Genomic DNA, 15,704 nt, shown 5'->3' with positions numbered 1-15,704 from the left:
CCCTTCAATTTTTGAAAACACACAGAAACCCACGTTTTAAAAGTTTTCGCCCAATGAATGCGGGGTTCCGGCCCCCCCCTTCCGTGGCATCCTCGCCTGTCGCTGTGCAACCGCGCTGCATTTCCTTTCAAAACTTTGCACTTTGTGAAATGGCCGATGCCCTGCTGAGCCCCGCAGCCAGCCTGGGCTTCAGGTTCGTTTGCACTACATCGGGATTTGCACAAAAAAAGGACACAAAGCCCGTCGGCGGGAGGGGGATAAGTGCTTTTCCCGCCGGTTTTTTCTTGCCCGGAAGATTTTTCCGCAATTGGCATCATGCGGCCAGATCCGCTTCATTGGCCCATGTGCCCGGCTGATCCACCAGTTCTAACGGGCGAAAAAAAGCCCGCTCAGGTGGCGGGCATCCCCTGTGTTCAGGGGCTGTGTAAGCGGGTCACTTGTAGACGCGCATACGCGTCTCTTTAATGGCGCTGCCCGGCGTCGGTGCAGTGAGCTGAATCAGGTAATCCAGGCTGTTCGGTAGGCCAGCGGCCACGTCAGCGTTGACCACAAGGCTCGTTGAACTGGTCAAAGGCCTGTCAGTGGTAGCCGACCACGCGCTTGGGGAGTTAATGGTCTGGTGGATTACCGCCGCTTCGCCGCTGTTGCCGTTGTAGCCCGCCATGCGCCGAATAGATGCAGTGATGTTCATTCCGGCAGCGAGCGAGTCACCGGCATAAGTCGTGTACAGGGTAAAACCGCGAATCGCCGTGACGTCTGACGGCACCGTCCACAGGAAGCTAAGTGCAACACCGGCCTTGGCCGAGACACTCTTATTGACATTCCACGACTGGGTATCGGCCTTGTCGTTGACCAGCATGTCGGCGGGCCGCAAGTAAATATCGGTCGGCATCCAGCCCTTGACGTTGTTGTTGTCCAAGTATTGGTAGTCGGTCCATCCAGCGCCGTAGCTGATCTTTTCCGGCTTCTGCTGTATCTCGCAGCCGCTGACGTTGGAGTTGTAGAACTCAATGTCGTATGTCGAATTGATGTTTTTGAATCCAAGTACGTGTGTGTACTTCGCGCCAATGGAAATAACCACATCGCAGTTGCGACCAATAATGTTTCGCCCGATGATATTTGGCTTGGTCGCCGTGATCGCCTCTGGCCGGAAAAAGAAGTTTTGCACCGCTCGCCGGGCATTCCCGATATCAATATCATCGATGAAACACCCTTGACAGTCGGCCATGTACACGCCTGTAGAGGACGCATAAGACATCTTCCCAAGATCGGGGGTCTTCATGTCGGTGATCGAGCAGTCCTCGCAGCCGTTCATTGCCGCCATGTTGCCTTCTTTCGCGCCAACTCCCAATTCAGTGCATGGACTGTCCTGGCGACCTCGGTACAGGTGGCAGTCGGTACTATTGGAGATAAAGCCGATCGAGTAATAGCAGCGAAGCGGGTCGGGCTTCATGCAGTAAATATTCCACGCTTCACACAGATGGTTGCTCGGTGTTTCCGGTGATACGTCTGAACCCATTCCAATAATCTGCGTCCAGCCTTCGCCCCAAATGTTATGGGCGTGGCAGTTCCAGGCGTTGACGAAGTTGACCCCGTAGCCGCCCCACCCAGTAGGAAGGGTCCAGCTAGCCGTGATGTAGATGTCGTGAATGCTGCTGTCACGCGACTCAACTTTTTCGGGATGGTCCCGCAGATACGTCCGGTAGGCCAGGTTTACATAGGTACTGTCTACAGTAGAGGCACCCGGGAAAGTGCCCGCCGTATAGGCCGCCAGCGCCATTGCGCGGTTCGCCTCCAAACTGGAGCCCATGACAAATCCACCGCGACCATGGGAGCCGGTTGGATTCAGGAATTCAATCTTGCAGCCGGCGCCGCTGCCAAAAAGCTCTGTTCTATCGAGCAGGTACACCGGTGAATCCAACATCCATTTGACCGGTGGATTGGGGATGAACACCTGGCCTCCGCCAGCAWCATGAACCGCCAGCAGACACTTTTGAAACGACAGCGCATCACTGTCGCCGTACCCTCGCGCGCCAAACTCGGTGACATCGCTACGGCCCTTCGACACGCGGCACCAGACGCCCGTACCGGACGGTGCCGGAACGAACCAAGCGGTGCGCTGCGCCATCGTTGTCCAGGTAGCAGGAAATGGTCGGGTGGGGTCGATAATGCTCCCGCCATTGTGCAGGGTCGCAGAAAGCGCTGGCACCCAACGGAACATTCCGCCGCCTCGCGGGCCTACATAGGGCACTTCCACAGCCCAGCCATCATGGTAGGCGACGACTTCAACCAGTTGATCAGTACGCTTAACCGCTGCCAGCAAGGCTTTGACGGAAGCAACAACAGCGAAAGCACGCCCTAGAATTGCGGCACCCTTGGTAGGGTCGGTAGGATCGTCTATATCCTGCCGAAGCGCACGAGCCGCGTTTTCAGCGGCTGCAGTTGTCTCCGTCACATCATTACACTGCATCCGAAGCCGATAATCTCGGGGGCCTTTGACCACTCGCAAGTCGTAAAGTCCATTGGGCGCAGCGAACTGGACGAGACCTTGTTGATCGGACACAAAAGGGTTGCTTAGAGCTAAGCCATTAGCTCCCTGTAGGACCTCTACGAGGTTCTCCGTGCCTCGCACATACAGGTAACAGGTCGCCGCGCTGAGGATGTTCCCCGCGTCGTCTTGGGCGAAAAAGTTCTTGAGTTCCAAATTACGCTCCGGTGATGGGCTTCAGCTGCCCATTAAGCTGTAGGCCGGTACCGGCGTTGGTGGCGAAGTTCGCGGTATTGGTTGGGACAGGGCTAGAACCATGCGTGTGGCCGGATATTTCGGTGTTCATTTGCGTGACCAGGTCGATCAAATCACACAGCACTTGCAGCACATTCACCGACTCCGAACCGAGCCAAGTCGTTGGAGCGATGCTGCGACGCAGGCCTTTAACGTGTTCCTGCAGATCGCCTCCCACCATCAGGTTCAGTTTCTGGCCCACCACCTGATTGAGGTCGCGGCCTGTGGCTAGGTGCAGGTCGTCCAGTGCCGCCAGGCTCGCAGATCCGCCCGACAGCAACTTGAGCGCGCCGACCGCCTCGATCGTCTTGATGCCCCCAACGGATTCGCTGGAATGGTCACCAACCTCCACTGTGCTGCTCTGGTGACGTTCGGTATTGCTCAGGCTCTCAACCTCCCGATCAATCGACTTGTCATGGATCCGGCCATCTGTCTGGCGCAGCCAGTTCCCGTCGGCGTCGACGCGTTGCTGCGCGGCTTCGCTGTGCTGCCACACCTGGTCACCCTTGGGCACTTTGGGCAGGCTCAAGCCGTGGGGCAGGATCGTCTGAATAAACGGCTTGCTCGGCAGACCGTAGGCGAAGCACACGACAACCCGCGTGCCTTCCTCGGGGAAGGCGAAAAACCCCATCTCATCGCCGCCCATCGGCATGGGCAGCGGCACGCCAGCCAGCAGCGGCAAATCCGGATCGGGCTCGTCGTCTGGGCCCAGCAGTTCGAGGTCCACCGCAAAGCGCGGGCGGAAGTCGTCGCAGATGCCGGCGCTAGCCGGGGCATCAGCCACACCCACCACACGGGCAAAGCGCGGAAGGTGGTAACCACCGGTGAGTTCGGGGAATTGCCGCTCTACGCTGCGGCGGATTGCGTCTTCCATCGGATCGCCATTTGGTTGCCGGTGAGCGTCACCTGAGTGATGCGCTCGCCTTGGTTGATGGATGCACCTGGTCGCAACCCGGGAAGGGCCGCTATCATCGCGCTCTGATTGTTTTGGTAATCGTTGAACAGCTCCACCGGCAGCTGCAGCGGCGATCGGGTACCGAAGAAGCTGTCGGTCCAACTGCCCACAAACACTTCGCCATCGCCCTGCTGCTGCCATATGAAGTCGGTGATCCCGAAAACCCGAGGCAAGCTGTCCATCGCCTGGTACCCGGCGGCCAGGTTGTAAAAGAACGGGGCTTTGACCTTGGCGTACGCCTTGTCCGGAACGCGAAAACTAATCCCGGTTTTCTGGCTAATCTCGGCCAGCACCGTGCTCAGATCCGCATGGCGCAGATTGAGCGGCAATGGGTTGGCCAGGATCGCGGCCAGCTCGCGGCAGAACAGTACTTGCTCAATTGCGTTGGACGACGTGCAGCGCTCGACATAGCCGATGAAGTGACGCTGCAGCTGGCTGTCGTTGTAGCCGATATCGAGGGTGACCAAGCCCTTCACCGGTTCCAATGCCTGGATGGTCAGTGTGGCTCGGCCTGGGGTTCGCAATTCGAGGCGAACGTCATCGCTGACCAAGGGGTACACCACACCGCCGATGGTCAGCACTTTGTGCAGTTTCATGCTCATGTGCCACCGCCAAGGTAGTTATCCAGTTTTTTCAGGGTGGCTTCGAAGCCTGACAGCTCCTGACCTGCCTCGCCGGTATCACCCGTACCTGGTGCAGTCACGGACTGCCCCGGGGCACCTTGTTGTGTTACGCCCTTGTCCGCTCGGCGCGTTTCGACCCGTTCGGGGTTGGAGAGCTTTTCCGACAGGGTGAACTGCACCAGCCAAGCCCGAAGCGAATCGTCTTCCCGGGCACTGACACCGTCCGAGAACTGCACCTGACGCACGCCAAACGCAGATGCAGTGTCGTTGACGACCCGGTAGGTTTTGAGTTGGCCACCGCTGCCGGTCGCTTCGGCCAGACGCATCAGGTTGCGTAAAAACGTGTCATCTACAAACGGGATCATCAGCGTGACCGCCAGTGTCTTGGGCTTAAACCCTTTGTGAGCGGTATCGGTGTTGCTGGTCTGTCCGGACAGATCGTCGCTTTCGATTCGCAGGTTGGCGGTGACCTTGAGGTTTTTGCCGCGCACCTGTTCGCCATCGAGCAATAGGGTCATAGGCCCACCAGTTCCCGAACAAAGCTCAACCCATTCAGTGATCCGACCAGGAGCACTCCGGCAGACAGCCCCCATTCGTGACCGGGTGCTTCACCCTCCAGCAGCTGAGCGCGCAACTCGGCGGCATTGCCCGGGCCAATCAAGCGCGCGCGCATGGTGTCGTCAGGGATGCCACCGAAGAATTGAGACGTTAGGTCGGCCAATTTCTGAGCCTGCTCCTGTGCCTGACTAGCTTTGCGAGCGGCCATCTTGACCAGGTCGGCCATCGGCGAGCTGTCTGCGTAGCTCTCCAATGCCGACAGCTGACTGTTAAGTGCTTGGGTGGCTGCCTTAGTCACGGTGCAACGCTCCAAGGGCAGAGCCCCCCAGCGCGGCAGTGTGCCGGCGGTGGGCAGTTCCCACTTTTCGGCGTCTAGCGCAAACAAGTTTTCTGCTCGGCGTTCAGCGCGCAGCAGGTCTGGCATGGGCAGCACGGCATTGAATCGGGCTAAGGTCGCCGCGAATTTGTCGTAGCGCGTGCCCAGGAACATCACCACCAGGGCGTACTGCGAACCAGCTGGCCGGTTGTCGTCGCCGGTGTCTTCCAGTTTCTCGCCCAGCTGCTGCAGCAAGTTAGGCGCAGAGAGATAACGCTGGTACCCGCGCCCCTGCCCCACACCACTTTGGAATGGCGTCACCACCAGACAGGTCGGAACTTCGCCCAGGGCATCGCTCAACGCGGCGCGACCTGCGGCAACGGCGGCTTCTGCAGCAGCACCGACCTGTCCGGGTGAGGTGGTGGCCAAGTCGGCCAGCCCTGCCAAACGTAACCCTGTGCTGATCAGTTCACTGCTGGCCAGAGTCTTTGCTGAATCGAGGTCGGCGAGCCACTGAGTGGATTGCTCCGGCCAGCGCAGGGTGATGGGGGCCCAATTCATACTGGTGCGGACTCCCACGACACTGCGTTAAGGGCATCCAGATCCGAGGCCGCTCGCGCCGCTGCCAAGGTTTGCTTGAGATCGTTGGCTTTTCGTAGACGCTGCAGCTTGAACTCGGTGAACTCGTCGCCGACTTGGCGCAGTTGCTCGCTGGTGTGTTCCAGGAACGCTTTGACTCCGGACTCATCGCGGCAGGCGTATACGCTGCCTAGACCGCGCAGAATCATGCCGGTCAAGTTCAGCTGGTCCTCGAGCTCGGTATCGTAGAACTGCCGATCGCCCAGGGCCTCCGACCAGAATCCACCGGTGATCTCCTGCAGGCAGGCCGCATTGACCGCTAAAAGCTGTACGCCGTAGCGCAACTCGATCACGGCTGGAATGTCATCAACCCAATGCCCATGGCCCCAGATCTGACCTGGGCCTGGCACTTCCAGTGTGTAGCCGGCAGGAAGCGCGCCGGCCCGCTCAACCACCAAGGCTGCACGGGTCACGATGTTGTACGCCGTCAGCCCCTGGTAACAATCGACCAATTCCCAGCGCTTGCCATTCCAGAGCGCAGCCTTATGTTGCGGTACGGCCGGCGGCGCAACTTCGACACACCCGCCAGGGATCAGCCAAACATCCGGCTCCAACGGCGAACGATCGGCCACAGTTTGGCCGGTGAAGATACCCAGGTGATCGGTTTGATAGACGGTTTTGGTATCCATGACAGGTCTCAGTACTTGATGCAGGCAAGGAAAGCGATGTTTTGGGGCCGTGTTTCCGCGCCTCCCGAATAGCCCACGGTGATGGCGTGAGCGTGATCGCCAACAGCACCGACGGTGATGGCGTGAGCGTGGTCGCCGACAGCGGCCACGGTGATGTTGTGGGAGTGGCTACCCGCTTCGTTGGTGATGTTTGTCGGTTGATCGGCCCCGCCACCGAGATCCGAGAAGTACCAGCTGCCGTAGACGCCACCTGCAGCACTTGCGTTGTTGACGGTGTGGGCATGATTGCCTTGGACATCCGACGATGCCGAGTGGCCGTGGGCACCAGCGGCTCCCGCGCTACCTGAGTGGCTGTGACCACCCGCGTCCGCCGAACTACCTGCGTGGTTGTGGCTGCGGGTTTCATCAGTCTGGTAGCTGCCCAATACCCGGCCGGCATCAATGCCCCGACCGTCATCCAGAAGGCGGATAAACTTGCCGCGTGGATCAGGCAGATTGAAGGTGTTGACGCCATCGCCCGCGCCGTAAGTGGTGCCGATCTTGGCAAACAACGCGGCATAGACCGTGCGTGAGACCGCCGCGCCATTGGCCCGAAACCATCCGGCCGGCGGCGTGGCCATTGCGAACGTGCCAATGCGCCCGACCTCTGAATCAGAGATGATTTTGCGCAGTGCATTGAGCGYTTTGGTGGTCGCCAGGATCCCGCTGCTGTCAGAGTTCGGATCATCACTTTTGGCATTGGGCAGCTCGCCCAGGTCCACGTCTTCTTTGGTGGTAGCTCGGGCGCGCAAGTTTTCGTAGTCGCCGTTGCGCAGAGCGAATTGTTTGACCAGGGCACCGGTGATCGGCTCGCTTTGGCGCAGATCAGTGATGACCTCTGATACCGCCACGCTGGCCAGTTCCACCAGGTAATGGGCGATGCCGTTACTGTCGATGTAGTCAGTCTTTACCGATCCAAAGACGACGTTCCAGGTAGCGACAGCGTCGCTCCCTTCCCGGGCCAGTGCGACGTCAAGCCAGGCTTTGGCCGGCAACGCTGGCAGTTGAGCCTGAACAGGTTCTGTCAGCTCGACGCGTAACCCTTCCACGTAAGCAATGCCTGCTTTGAGCTGGTAGATACCAAAACTGCGCTCCATCTGCAGACTGTTGGCCAGGAAACACACACGGCCAAACACGTCACGATTGCTCATGCGCTCGCGCTGATCGATGCCGTTGAGGCGCACAGTGAAGTCGTGCTGCCAGGTACTGGCGTCGACGGTGATGCCCGTCAGCGCCTGGGCACCGTTGAACTCCACCAGGAAGTTGCGGGTGACGTTGTTGCCGATCTGCAACGGCGGAATGTTCTTGCGCTTCTGCTGTACCGGCACCGTCGCGACCGCCAGTAACTCACCACCTGCGGCCTCCAGACCGATCCAGTTGAAGTCCCAGTCACCGACGTCTGAGCCGACCATCAGGCTGTAGATCACCTGGTTGGGGCTGACGTAGCCTTTGCGGTCGTAGGCTTTGGTGAAGACGATTTGCCCCGCCGGTGGCTTGCCGGCTGCACGATCGACCGGGGCGTTCGGATCAAGGCCTGGCACCAAGGCCAGAACGAAGCGAGCAATCTCCAGCCTCTCCCCAGCGCCTTGCTTTTGGGCAATCAGACTCTCGCCGGCAAGAGTAATGCTAGCTCCCATGGGTGCTCCTAAATTGGGTTCAAAAAGGTGAGGATTGCGAGCTCGTTGATCACGACCAGACGGCTTGCGCTGTCATCCAGCGTCGCAATCAGGGTCTGCTGATCGTCGTTGAAGTCGGCCACACCGATATTCAGCTTCACCGGGGTAATGGTGACGAAGTCATAGCGCCGGCAGGTGCGGCCGTATTGCTGCATCAGGATGCGAAGCAGCACCGGGTTTTCGCTCAGTTGCTTGTCGGACAGGTGCAGCAGGACCACGTCCCAATCGAGCCCCACCAGGCGCTCCTGGATCTCGACATAACCGACACCGAGACGCTCGAAAATGCGCACCATGCCCGCGGTGCTGCCAGCGTCCACGGCATTGATAAAGGCGTATTTCACCCGCAGGCGGTAAAGCTTTTCTGGCTCGCCATGGAAGCGCTGGATGTCGCGCTGCCAAGCCAACAGATCGAGCACACTCAGGTGGCAGGTCTCGGCGTCCATTTGCAGCAAAGGCCAGTGCAGCCAGTTTTCGACCTTGCCCCACCAGGCTTGCGCGGCCGCTTTGAGCTTGGCCAACTCCGGTCCGTCGAGCCAAAAAGGCAGGCTCAACTTAAGCATTCAGAACCACCTCAACCCCGGACAGGCGCGGGATGGTCAACTCGGAAATGATGTCGACGTTGTCGAAGTCCAGCGAATCGATGCCGGGAAATTGTTGGTGCAGTTCCTCACCCAGGCGGCTGAACGAAAAACGCGACTGGGGATAAGTCTGCGTCGGCTGATAGTCGCTGTCCGTGCTCTCGCGAAACGCGGCCCGGATGAACAATTCAATGTCAGATTTCAGCGCGGGCCAGCGCTCAGCACCGACCTCAGCCTTGGACCAGATCGTCACACGCACAGCGTGTAGTGTGGCGGGCATCTCCAGGACCAGCAGGTCATCCCCGTGGCCATGGTTGCCCTGGTCGCGGATATAGCTGTTGATTTCAGCCAGGAAGGTATCCGCCGGTGAGTCTGCTTCGAACAACACGAAGGCGTTGGCACTGCCGGGACCCCGGGGCGCGTTGTGCTCAAAGTAAACACCATCGGGCTGCACCCCCGGGAAGGCGGCGATCATGGCCCGATACACCGCGTCGGTGTGCCACTGGTTGACCGCTGAGAACTGATTACGCACCCGCAGGCGCAGTTCGTTGTCGGGCTCGGTGTCGGCGCCGGGCTGGCTCAGCCAGCCGTCAGCATTCACCACCTGGACCACCCCGGGCACAGGCTCAGGAAGAATCGAAAAGTAACCTGGTGCGAGATTGAATCCGCTGCCGGCTTGTTTCGCCCGGGCCAATACGCGGATCTGAGATTCGCCATCGGCAAAGCTGGCCGCTTCTACTGTCACCAGTTCGTACACGTTGCCGTTGATCGCGATCGATTGCACACGGGTACCGGCCGGAATTTCCAGCAGGCCGGCCAGCGCACTGCGGGTGAACAGCAACAACCCCTCGGCCTTAGTCGCGGGCTTGCGGGTGACGTTGACCGCCCAGGCCAGCRTATCCAGCCAGGAGCCGGTAGCGGTCTTCACGAAGAAGTTCGGCAACACGGTGCCGGCGATAAAGTCGATTAACCACATCACTGGCTTGGTCACCAACGCGGTGATTACCCGCCAGAATGGTGACCAGGCGCTGGTGTTACTCAATTTACTGCCCTGGGCAACGACTTCCAGTTCCCAGGCCGCACGCAGCTTGGCCTCGGTGGTCGGAATGCCGGCGTCACTCAACGCCTGTTTGAAATCTACGTCACTCACAGCACTACCTCGACAGATCCGAATTCAACGGTTTTGGCCGTGACCAGGTACTTGCCCTTCCCTTCCTCAAGGATCTGGACAGTGCCCGGTACCAGGCGCACGTCCGTTTCGACCAGCAGCTCTAATTGCTGGATGCAGTCGGCTTGGCGGAAACGATCGCGCTCGGCCACCAGCGTGAACAGCAGCCCGCTTTCGCGGATCATGTGACCGATGTCCTGGGCGATGCTGGCCCGATCGTCCACCAGCAGCGGCTGGTTCGAAGGGTCCAGGGTCAGGTCGTTATGGGTGATCAGCAGATCGATGTAGAGGCTCATCCGCCGACTCCCATCGCGACCATGTTTTCCAGCTCCAACGGGGTCATTGGCTTGGCGGTATGGATGTTCACGTTCTCGACGTGGGTGCCCTTGTTCTGGTTGCTGGTGTTTTGAATGCTGGTCAACAGCCCACCCGGGGGAACGGCGGTTGCCCGCGACGGGGAAAGGCTTGGGATGGCCGCATTGATGGTTTGCTGGGTCTTCTGTGCAGCGCCGGCGGTGCTGGCCGCGCTCACCGCTGCGTCGACACCTGGCATTTCCGGCATGCCACCAAATCGCGCTTCGATGTTCACGCCGGGGATGCTGTTGATCATCTCGATCAGGCTGTTGATGGCCTTGTAGAAGACCCCGACGATGCTGTCCCAGGCGCCTTTGGCCATGGCTGACCAACCGCCCATGGAGCCGAACCAATCAGAAAGCGTCTGGAATTGATCGCTGACCCATTTGAAGGCTGCGCTATTCATCAGCGCAGCGGTCCATTCGTCCCAGTAGTAGACGGCAGCAACCACCGCCGCGACCAAGGCCACGATCCCGACAATGATCAACAGCACAGGGTTGGCCAGCATCGCGCCGTTGACCAGCCAGATCGCGGCCTGCCAAGCCAGCATCCCGACTTTCACCAGGCCCATCCAGCTGTACAACAGCACCAGGCCGGCGACAAAGGCGATCGTCATGACGGTGTGAAAGAGGAACATGGCGATGCTGCGGTAACCGGTCCAGTTCAGCAGCTTCCAGACCGTCAGCATCCCCAGCCAAACCATCTTGGACATGCCGACTGCCAGCGTCAGCAGGGACATGCCGGCGATGATTCCGAAGATAACGAGCGTGGTGATGCCGATCACCCGGGTAATGTTGGGGAACAACTGGGTCCAACGGGTCAGTGTGCTGGCAATGCCGACCAGTTTGTCCATCAGCGGAGTGAGCATGGGGATCAGCGCCTGGCCGAAGGCAATGCGCAGCGCTTGAACGGCCGCACCGAACTGTTGCCACGGGTCGACCATGGCCTTGGCCATCTTCTGGGCGCTCTCCAGTCCACGGACTTTGCCCAACTGGTCGAGGCCGGTTTTGAACCGGTCGGTGTCTTTGGCCAGGGCATTGATCACACGCGCCCCTTCGCCGCCGAAAGCCTCGGTCAACTTGGCGCCGGCAGCGGCACTGGTCAGGTCGCCGAATTTGCCCTCCAGCTTGGCCAGAATGTCGGCCATCGGCATCAGCTGGCCGTTCTGCTCGGTAAATTTGATCTTGAGCTTGTCCGACGCTGCGCCAATGTTCTCGAAAAACGACTTGTACAAGCCACCGGCATCACCGCCTTCCATGGTGCTGCTCAGCGTACCGATCACCGCGAACTGCTCGGCGATATCGACGCCGGCCGTGGTGGCGAGCTGGCCCACTTCCTTGAACGCATCTTTGAGCTGTGCGCCGTCCGTACGGAAGAGCTGCGCGGCCAGTGCCGTCTGGCCGCCCAGTTTCTCAACCCATTGGCTTTTGCCCATGGCATCAGCCGAGGTTTTGAACAGGTTGTACATGGTGCCCACATAGGCGCCCATGGTCTCGGCGTCGGACTTGGTGGCCTTCGCCAGCAGGTTGCTGGTGTTGGTGAAGGTGGCCAGTTGGTCGCCAGCCAACCCCTTGATCGCGCCCGAAATGCTGTAGGCCGAGGCCACGAAGTCGCGAGCGTTCTCGCCGTAATTGACGGAGAACTCTAGGGACTTCTTGTTCAGGGCATTCAATGCTTCTTCGGCGACGCCCAACGAACGGACTTCGCCCAGGGCGCGGTTCATCTCCAGAGCAGGTTCCAATGACTCTGAGATCGCAACGCCGGCGCCGACCATACCGCCCAACCCCAAGCCCATCGTCTTGATGTTTTTTACGCTCTGCTCAGCAAGGTCGGAAAACCCCATTTTCACCTTGCCCAGGGGCGCGGTGACCTTGTCGGTCAGACTCAGGATGAAGGCTAGGCGGGCAGCGCGGTCAGCCATGTGTTTTTATCCGTTCAGTGCATGGGCGATACCGTTTGCTACGGCGATTTCCATGCGTTTCCAGTGTTCGTCTTCCAGCCACTTGGCCGTGCCCATCACCTCGGGTGTGGGCTCTTGACCAGGTAGCCAGCGACTGGACAAGGCCATCAGTTGGCCTAGGCCGTCCTCGCTCAGGCGCTCAGCGTGGTTGAGTGCTTTTTTACGATGATTTCAACGTCCGGCGCGTACTCCTCGAGCAGGGCACCGGCGATCTGCATGGTCATCACCGGGTTGGCCAGCAACGTGCGCAGATCGGCGCGCTGGTCGGCCACAACGGTGTTGCTCAGCAGGTTGTGAGACGGTGCGACCTTGTTGTTTGCGGTCATGGCGTTGAAGTACTTGGTCACGTCCTGCGGCGTCAGGGTGAAGGTGAATTCTTTTTCGCCGACTTCGAGGGTGATATCGCGTTTTTCGCTCATGGGGTGCTGATCCGTTGGTTAAGGGTTCTAAAGTGGGCTTCGAGCTGCTGACGCAGGTTGCTTTCCAGCTTGTCCAGTGCGCGCTCGATGTCGTTGTGTCGCGGGTAGTTCTGGGCGATTTCCACACGCAGCTCCAGGTGCTCACGGCGGGCTTCGCTGACCTGGCGAAACAGAAAGGCCTGGAAGCCGATCACAGCGGTCAATAGCAGCTCGGGCATCAAGGCCATCAGTCTCTCCAGCATTTCCATGTCAGGCGCTCCAGTTGCCACGGCCGCCGATGCGGACCGCGCTGTACATCAGCCAGGCCAGAGCCTTATGCATGCCCTCTTCTTGGAGGGCCTGGTAAAACACCAGATCGGCTTCGGCTTTGGTGAATTTTCGGGTTAGGTTGGTGTAGATGTAGTCGTGCAACACGGCGGGCCGGCGGGCCAGTTCATCGTCACGTGGTACCAGCCACCACACAGGACGTGGAACGCTGGCCAGATCCGTGCGATAGCCTGCTGGCACCGTCACCGACCGACCGTCGGCAGTCACGAAGAACAGCGGCCGGACCAGATCCCACAACGCCGAACCGTTCACAGCCTTGATGATCAGGTCGCTTCTAAAGGGCATCGGCGGCGCACTCCACACGGATTTTGTTCGGCGCTGCGCTGACATCGATCACTTCGCGAAGTGCGACACGCAGGCTCTCCGGCGCCCCGCAATACGATTTGGTGATGAGCGCGACTTCCTCGCCGTACGACCGATCTAACGCGATGGCGATGTTCTCCAGTTGGCTGCCCAACAGTGCAGCGCCCAGGGCAACAAGGGCGTGGGTTTGATAACGGCGCATTCAGTAACTCCAGATCGCAGGACTGGGGAATCGGCCACCGGCGGGCGCCATACCCAGGTGCAGAAAACGAGAATTGCCACGCTGGCTGATACCGAAGCGGGTGAACTTCAGGTTCATGGCCAGACGCAGGATCACCACCGCATCTTCGCCACGGCAGCGCACATCAACCGCCAAGCCGGTGCAGTGCTCACCTGGTGCGGGCTTGTTCACTTCCACCGGGTGTTTCGGGCAGCGATAAGCGCTGCTGAGCGCCATGGGCCGGCCAAACTGCTGACGCAGGGTCACCAGCTCGGCCATGAACGCCGGATCCATCTCGGCGCCGGTGCTGTTGCACTTGCCACACTTGCAGCGCAATTCAGCCGCGGCGAAGTACGGCCAGGTGATGAGGTTCATCAGCGTTGTCCTTGCTCGAAAATGGATTGGCAGGGCGTGCAGCGAGCGATGCCGCCCAGCGCCTGGCGCTTCTCAGGGATTGGCTCGTCACAGTCCAGGCAGTGGCTGCGGCTGGGCCCGATCGGACGTGCCTTGGCGAGCTGGGCGGTAATCGCCTGTTCACGCTGGCGTTGTTCCAGCGCCTGGGCACGATCGAACGGGCACACCATTAGCGCAGGCCCTCGATCTCGGCTGCGGCCAGATATGGCACGCCATTGATGCGAATGAAGTCCGGGCTGGTGACGTTAAACGGCACCTTGTGCTTGGATTTTTCACCGCCTTTCGGGTCTACGCTCAGCAGGCTGGACACCGTCAACTTGCAGGCGAATGCCTCAACGCGCAGCTCCTCCTCTCCAGCCTTGGCGAAGAACACCACGTCGAACGGTTCAAGTTCGCGAAAGCTGCCGGCGGTGCGTGCGGCTTCAATCAGCAGATTGAAATTGCTGGTGTCGAACTCCATCTCCCCGCTGGCTGCCACGTCACCGTCTACGTGCCCATTGGGTACGCCCCGGCTCTGGGCCACGGCGGTGTTGTCCGTGATATCGATGGTGCAGCTCTCGATGTGAACCAGCAGATCGCCCAGGTTCACGTCAAAGTTCTTGCCGCCAATACGTGACATAGGGGGTTACTCCGAATCGTCGTTGGAAAGGTCGAGGGCGATGTTGGCCGTCAGGTCTTTCGGGCAGTTGAGCGGCYGGATCTTGATGTAGAGCTCGACCTTGGTTTTGCTGAGCCACACCAGGACGATGTCGCCGTCCTTGGGCGCCTCGATCTCACCAGGGAACACTTGGCCGGCGAACGTGGCGGACTTGGCCATCTGGCGCAGTGGCTTCATCAGCGCACTGATTGCAGCGGCCATGCTGTTGGGGGTGTTGTTCAGTCGGCGATCGGCCACGCGGCGGATCAGTAGCGGGCGCACCTGGCGAGCGGCTTTGTCAGCCAAGCGCAAGTACTCCACCACCTGGAAGTCACTCGCCGGTGCGTCGAGCATGTTGCCGTCGCCCCAGAACACACCCGGGTAGTCGGGATAGGTCTGCGATACAGAGAAACGCACCTTATCCAGCTCGGAACGGATCGCCGATGGCAGTGGAACGCCGTCGAGGTCGGCAGGGATTGCGCCTAAGCCCAGAACGGCACCGGAGGCCACACGCATGGGGCTATCAGCAACGCTCACCGCTGCGTTCGCCAAGCGGCCAGCCAGCACGCCCAGGTCATTCCCGTGCAACTGAGGCACGACCAGTACGCGCGGCGCCGCCACGCTTGCGGTGATGACACGCTGCTCGATCAAGTATTGGTCCCACGTCTGCAGCGCAGTGATGCCGGCACTCGCCGCCATCACGAAAGCCCGCCGGCCGTAGACATTGTTCAGTGCGATGGCTGCGTCATGCATGGCCGACAGCTGTGCAGCCGTGGTCACCGGTTTGGTGATCACTACCGCTTCCACCGAAAAGCCCTGCTGTTGGGCGTATTCCAGTGCTTCGGACCACTCACCATCCGCAGCGATCGGCGCGGCCAGGCATGCCCAGCGATCGCCGCCGTTCAGTTTGGCGGCAGTGATCTGGGTTTTCAGCTCGCTGGCAGGAATGCCCAGGGCGCTGTCCAAGTCGCTGTCGGTGTTCAGGGGGATTAGTTGCCCGATGCTCTTCGCGCCGGGACCGATGAAAAGGAAATAGCGTTCGATCTCAGTCACGGCACCCTGGCCCAGATTGAGATTGTTGACGCTGACTTTGCCAAGTGCCATGCA

Annotated in this window: 21 protein-coding genes; 1 reads left to right on the top strand and 20 read right to left on the bottom strand. The window is 60.0% G+C overall.

Features of this window, described 5'->3' with window-relative positions; translation table 11 throughout:
- On the top strand, positions 1-356 hold a 356-nt coding region (locus AC1DRJ_RS03850), incomplete at its 5' end, for a hypothetical protein (RefSeq protein WP_477800914.1).
- Positions 357-433: 77 nt separating this feature from the next.
- On the opposite strand, the gene AC1DRJ_RS03845 is transcribed toward AC1DRJ_RS03850, so the two are convergent.
- From AC1DRJ_RS03845 to AC1DRJ_RS03750, 20 genes are read right to left on the bottom strand one after another with little or no spacing between them, the layout of a single operon-like run.
- Entirely contained in the window at positions 434-2,704 is a 2,271-nt protein-coding gene (locus AC1DRJ_RS03845; protein WP_477800913.1) for a hypothetical protein, read from the bottom strand.
- A 1-nt stretch (position 2,705) separates the two neighbouring features.
- A complete protein-coding gene (locus AC1DRJ_RS03840; protein WP_477800912.1) occupies positions 2,706-3,656 on the bottom strand; it encodes a hypothetical protein in 951 nt (316 codons plus the stop codon).
- Entirely contained in the window at positions 3,629-4,339 is a 711-nt protein-coding gene (locus AC1DRJ_RS03835; protein ID WP_477800911.1) for a hypothetical protein, read from the bottom strand. Before AC1DRJ_RS03835 ends, AC1DRJ_RS03840 begins: the two co-directional genes overlap by 28 nt.
- Positions 4,336-4,878 (bottom strand): baseplate complex protein, encoded by a 543-nt coding sequence (locus tag AC1DRJ_RS03830; RefSeq protein ID WP_477800910.1) that lies wholly within the window; start codon positions 4,876-4,878, stop codon positions 4,336-4,338. The genes AC1DRJ_RS03835 and AC1DRJ_RS03830 overlap by 4 nt, the downstream gene beginning before the upstream one ends.
- Positions 4,875-5,795, bottom strand: a complete 921-nt coding sequence (locus tag AC1DRJ_RS03825; RefSeq protein ID WP_477800909.1) for a hypothetical protein — start codon at positions 5,793-5,795, stop codon at positions 4,875-4,877. Before AC1DRJ_RS03825 ends, AC1DRJ_RS03830 begins: the two co-directional genes overlap by 4 nt.
- Positions 5,792-6,502 (bottom strand): DUF4376 domain-containing protein, encoded by a 711-nt coding sequence (locus tag AC1DRJ_RS03820; RefSeq protein WP_477800908.1) that lies wholly within the window; start codon positions 6,500-6,502, stop codon positions 5,792-5,794. The genes AC1DRJ_RS03825 and AC1DRJ_RS03820 overlap by 4 nt, the downstream gene beginning before the upstream one ends.
- 8 nt (positions 6,503-6,510) lie before the next feature.
- On the bottom strand, positions 6,511-8,178 hold the full coding sequence (locus AC1DRJ_RS03815; protein ID WP_477800907.1) for a phage tail-collar fiber domain-containing protein: 1,668 nt from the start codon (positions 8,176-8,178) through the stop codon (positions 6,511-6,513).
- A gap of 8 nt (positions 8,179-8,186) precedes the next feature.
- Entirely contained in the window at positions 8,187-8,777 is a 591-nt protein-coding gene (locus tag AC1DRJ_RS03810; protein ID WP_477800906.1) for a phage tail protein, read from the bottom strand.
- A complete protein-coding gene (locus AC1DRJ_RS03805; protein ID WP_477800905.1) occupies positions 8,770-9,945 on the bottom strand; it encodes a baseplate J/gp47 family protein in 1,176 nt (391 codons plus the stop codon). The genes AC1DRJ_RS03810 and AC1DRJ_RS03805 overlap by 8 nt, the downstream gene beginning before the upstream one ends.
- A complete protein-coding gene (locus AC1DRJ_RS03800) occupies positions 9,942-10,259 on the bottom strand; it encodes a DUF2590 family protein (protein ID WP_477800904.1) in 318 nt (105 codons plus the stop codon). Before AC1DRJ_RS03800 ends, AC1DRJ_RS03805 begins: the two co-directional genes overlap by 4 nt.
- Complete coding sequence (locus AC1DRJ_RS03795) at positions 10,256-12,238, bottom strand: phage tail tape measure protein (RefSeq protein WP_477800903.1); 1,983 nt, start codon at positions 12,236-12,238, stop codon at positions 10,256-10,258. The genes AC1DRJ_RS03800 and AC1DRJ_RS03795 overlap by 4 nt, the downstream gene beginning before the upstream one ends.
- 6 nt (positions 12,239-12,244) lie before the next feature.
- On the bottom strand, positions 12,245-12,385 hold the full coding sequence (locus AC1DRJ_RS03790) for a DUF6890 family protein (RefSeq protein ID WP_033043937.1): 141 nt from the start codon (positions 12,383-12,385) through the stop codon (positions 12,245-12,247).
- A 23-nt stretch (positions 12,386-12,408) separates the two neighbouring features.
- Positions 12,409-12,696 carry a putative phage tail assembly chaperone gene (locus tag AC1DRJ_RS03785; RefSeq protein ID WP_477800902.1) on the bottom strand — a complete coding sequence of 96 codons (288 nt, stop codon included), beginning with the start codon at positions 12,694-12,696 and terminating at the stop codon, positions 12,409-12,411.
- The gene (locus AC1DRJ_RS03780) at positions 12,693-12,944 is read right to left on the bottom strand and encodes a hypothetical protein (RefSeq protein WP_477800901.1); all 252 of its coding nucleotides are present in this window, start codon (positions 12,942-12,944) and stop codon (positions 12,693-12,695) included. Before AC1DRJ_RS03780 ends, AC1DRJ_RS03785 begins: the two co-directional genes overlap by 4 nt.
- A gap of 1 nt (position 12,945) precedes the next feature.
- The gene (locus tag AC1DRJ_RS03775; protein WP_477800900.1) at positions 12,946-13,308 is read right to left on the bottom strand and encodes a DUF1353 domain-containing protein; all 363 of its coding nucleotides are present in this window, start codon (positions 13,306-13,308) and stop codon (positions 12,946-12,948) included.
- Positions 13,298-13,528 carry a hypothetical protein gene (locus tag AC1DRJ_RS03770; RefSeq protein ID WP_477800899.1) on the bottom strand — a complete coding sequence of 77 codons (231 nt, stop codon included), beginning with the start codon at positions 13,526-13,528 and terminating at the stop codon, positions 13,298-13,300. Before AC1DRJ_RS03770 ends, AC1DRJ_RS03775 begins: the two co-directional genes overlap by 11 nt.
- Complete coding sequence (locus AC1DRJ_RS03765) at positions 13,529-13,921, bottom strand: D-Ala-D-Ala carboxypeptidase family metallohydrolase (RefSeq protein WP_477800898.1); 393 nt, start codon at positions 13,919-13,921, stop codon at positions 13,529-13,531. It abuts the gene before it with no gap.
- On the bottom strand, positions 13,921-14,130 hold the full coding sequence (locus AC1DRJ_RS03760; RefSeq protein WP_477800897.1) for a TraR/DksA family transcriptional regulator: 210 nt from the start codon (positions 14,128-14,130) through the stop codon (positions 13,921-13,923). The genes AC1DRJ_RS03765 and AC1DRJ_RS03760 overlap by 1 nt, the downstream gene beginning before the upstream one ends.
- Complete coding sequence (locus AC1DRJ_RS03755; RefSeq protein ID WP_477800896.1) at positions 14,130-14,579, bottom strand: phage protein; 450 nt, start codon at positions 14,577-14,579, stop codon at positions 14,130-14,132. Before AC1DRJ_RS03755 ends, AC1DRJ_RS03760 begins: the two co-directional genes overlap by 1 nt.
- Before the next feature lie 6 nt (positions 14,580-14,585).
- The gene (locus AC1DRJ_RS03750; protein WP_477800895.1) at positions 14,586-15,701 is read right to left on the bottom strand and encodes a DUF2586 domain-containing protein; all 1,116 of its coding nucleotides are present in this window, start codon (positions 15,699-15,701) and stop codon (positions 14,586-14,588) included.
- Between the last annotated feature and the right edge of the window lie 3 nt (positions 15,702-15,704).

The organism is Pseudomonas sp. P5_B2 (assembly GCF_056400445.1).
The sequence above is the reverse complement of the archived record's forward strand: the minus strand, read 5'-3'. Positions and strand labels throughout refer to the sequence as shown.

Coding starts and splice junctions, on each gene's coding strand:
- AC1DRJ_RS03825 (WP_477800909.1), bottom strand. CDS start 5,795: ATGAATTGGGCCCCCATCACCCTGCGCTGGCCGGAGCAATCCACTCAG.
- AC1DRJ_RS03770 (WP_477800899.1), bottom strand. CDS start 13,528: ATGCGCCGTTATCAAACCCACGCCCTTGTTGCCCTGGGCGCTGCACTG.
- AC1DRJ_RS03785 (WP_477800902.1), bottom strand. CDS start 12,696: ATGAGCGAAAAACGCGATATCACCCTCGAAGTCGGCGAAAAAGAATTC.
- AC1DRJ_RS03780 (WP_477800901.1), bottom strand. CDS start 12,944: ATGGAAATGCTGGAGAGACTGATGGCCTTGATGCCCGAGCTGCTATTG.
- AC1DRJ_RS03765 (WP_477800898.1), bottom strand. CDS start 13,921: ATGAACCTCATCACCTGGCCGTACTTCGCCGCGGCTGAATTGCGCTGC.
- AC1DRJ_RS03790 (WP_033043937.1), bottom strand. CDS start 12,385: ATGGCCTTGTCCAGTCGCTGGCTACCTGGTCAAGAGCCCACACCCGAG.
- AC1DRJ_RS03820 (WP_477800908.1), bottom strand. CDS start 6,502: ATGGATACCAAAACCGTCTATCAAACCGATCACCTGGGTATCTTCACC.
- AC1DRJ_RS03835 (WP_477800911.1), bottom strand. CDS start 4,339: ATGAGCATGAAACTGCACAAAGTGCTGACCATCGGCGGTGTGGTGTAC.
- AC1DRJ_RS03760 (WP_477800897.1), bottom strand. CDS start 14,130: ATGGTGTGCCCGTTCGATCGTGCCCAGGCGCTGGAACAACGCCAGCGT.
- AC1DRJ_RS03830 (WP_477800910.1), bottom strand. CDS start 4,878: ATGACCCTATTGCTCGATGGCGAACAGGTGCGCGGCAAAAACCTCAAG.
- AC1DRJ_RS03775 (WP_477800900.1), bottom strand. CDS start 13,308: ATGCCCTTTAGAAGCGACCTGATCATCAAGGCTGTGAACGGTTCGGCG.
- AC1DRJ_RS03840 (WP_477800912.1), bottom strand. CDS start 3,656: ATGGAAGACGCAATCCGCCGCAGCGTAGAGCGGCAATTCCCCGAACTC.
- AC1DRJ_RS03800 (WP_477800904.1), bottom strand. CDS start 10,259: ATGAGCCTCTACATCGATCTGCTGATCACCCATAACGACCTGACCCTG.
- AC1DRJ_RS03795 (WP_477800903.1), bottom strand. CDS start 12,238: ATGGCTGACCGCGCTGCCCGCCTAGCCTTCATCCTGAGTCTGACCGAC.
- AC1DRJ_RS03755 (WP_477800896.1), bottom strand. CDS start 14,579: ATGTCACGTATTGGCGGCAAGAACTTTGACGTGAACCTGGGCGATCTG.
- AC1DRJ_RS03810 (WP_477800906.1), bottom strand. CDS start 8,777: ATGCTTAAGTTGAGCCTGCCTTTTTGGCTCGACGGACCGGAGTTGGCC.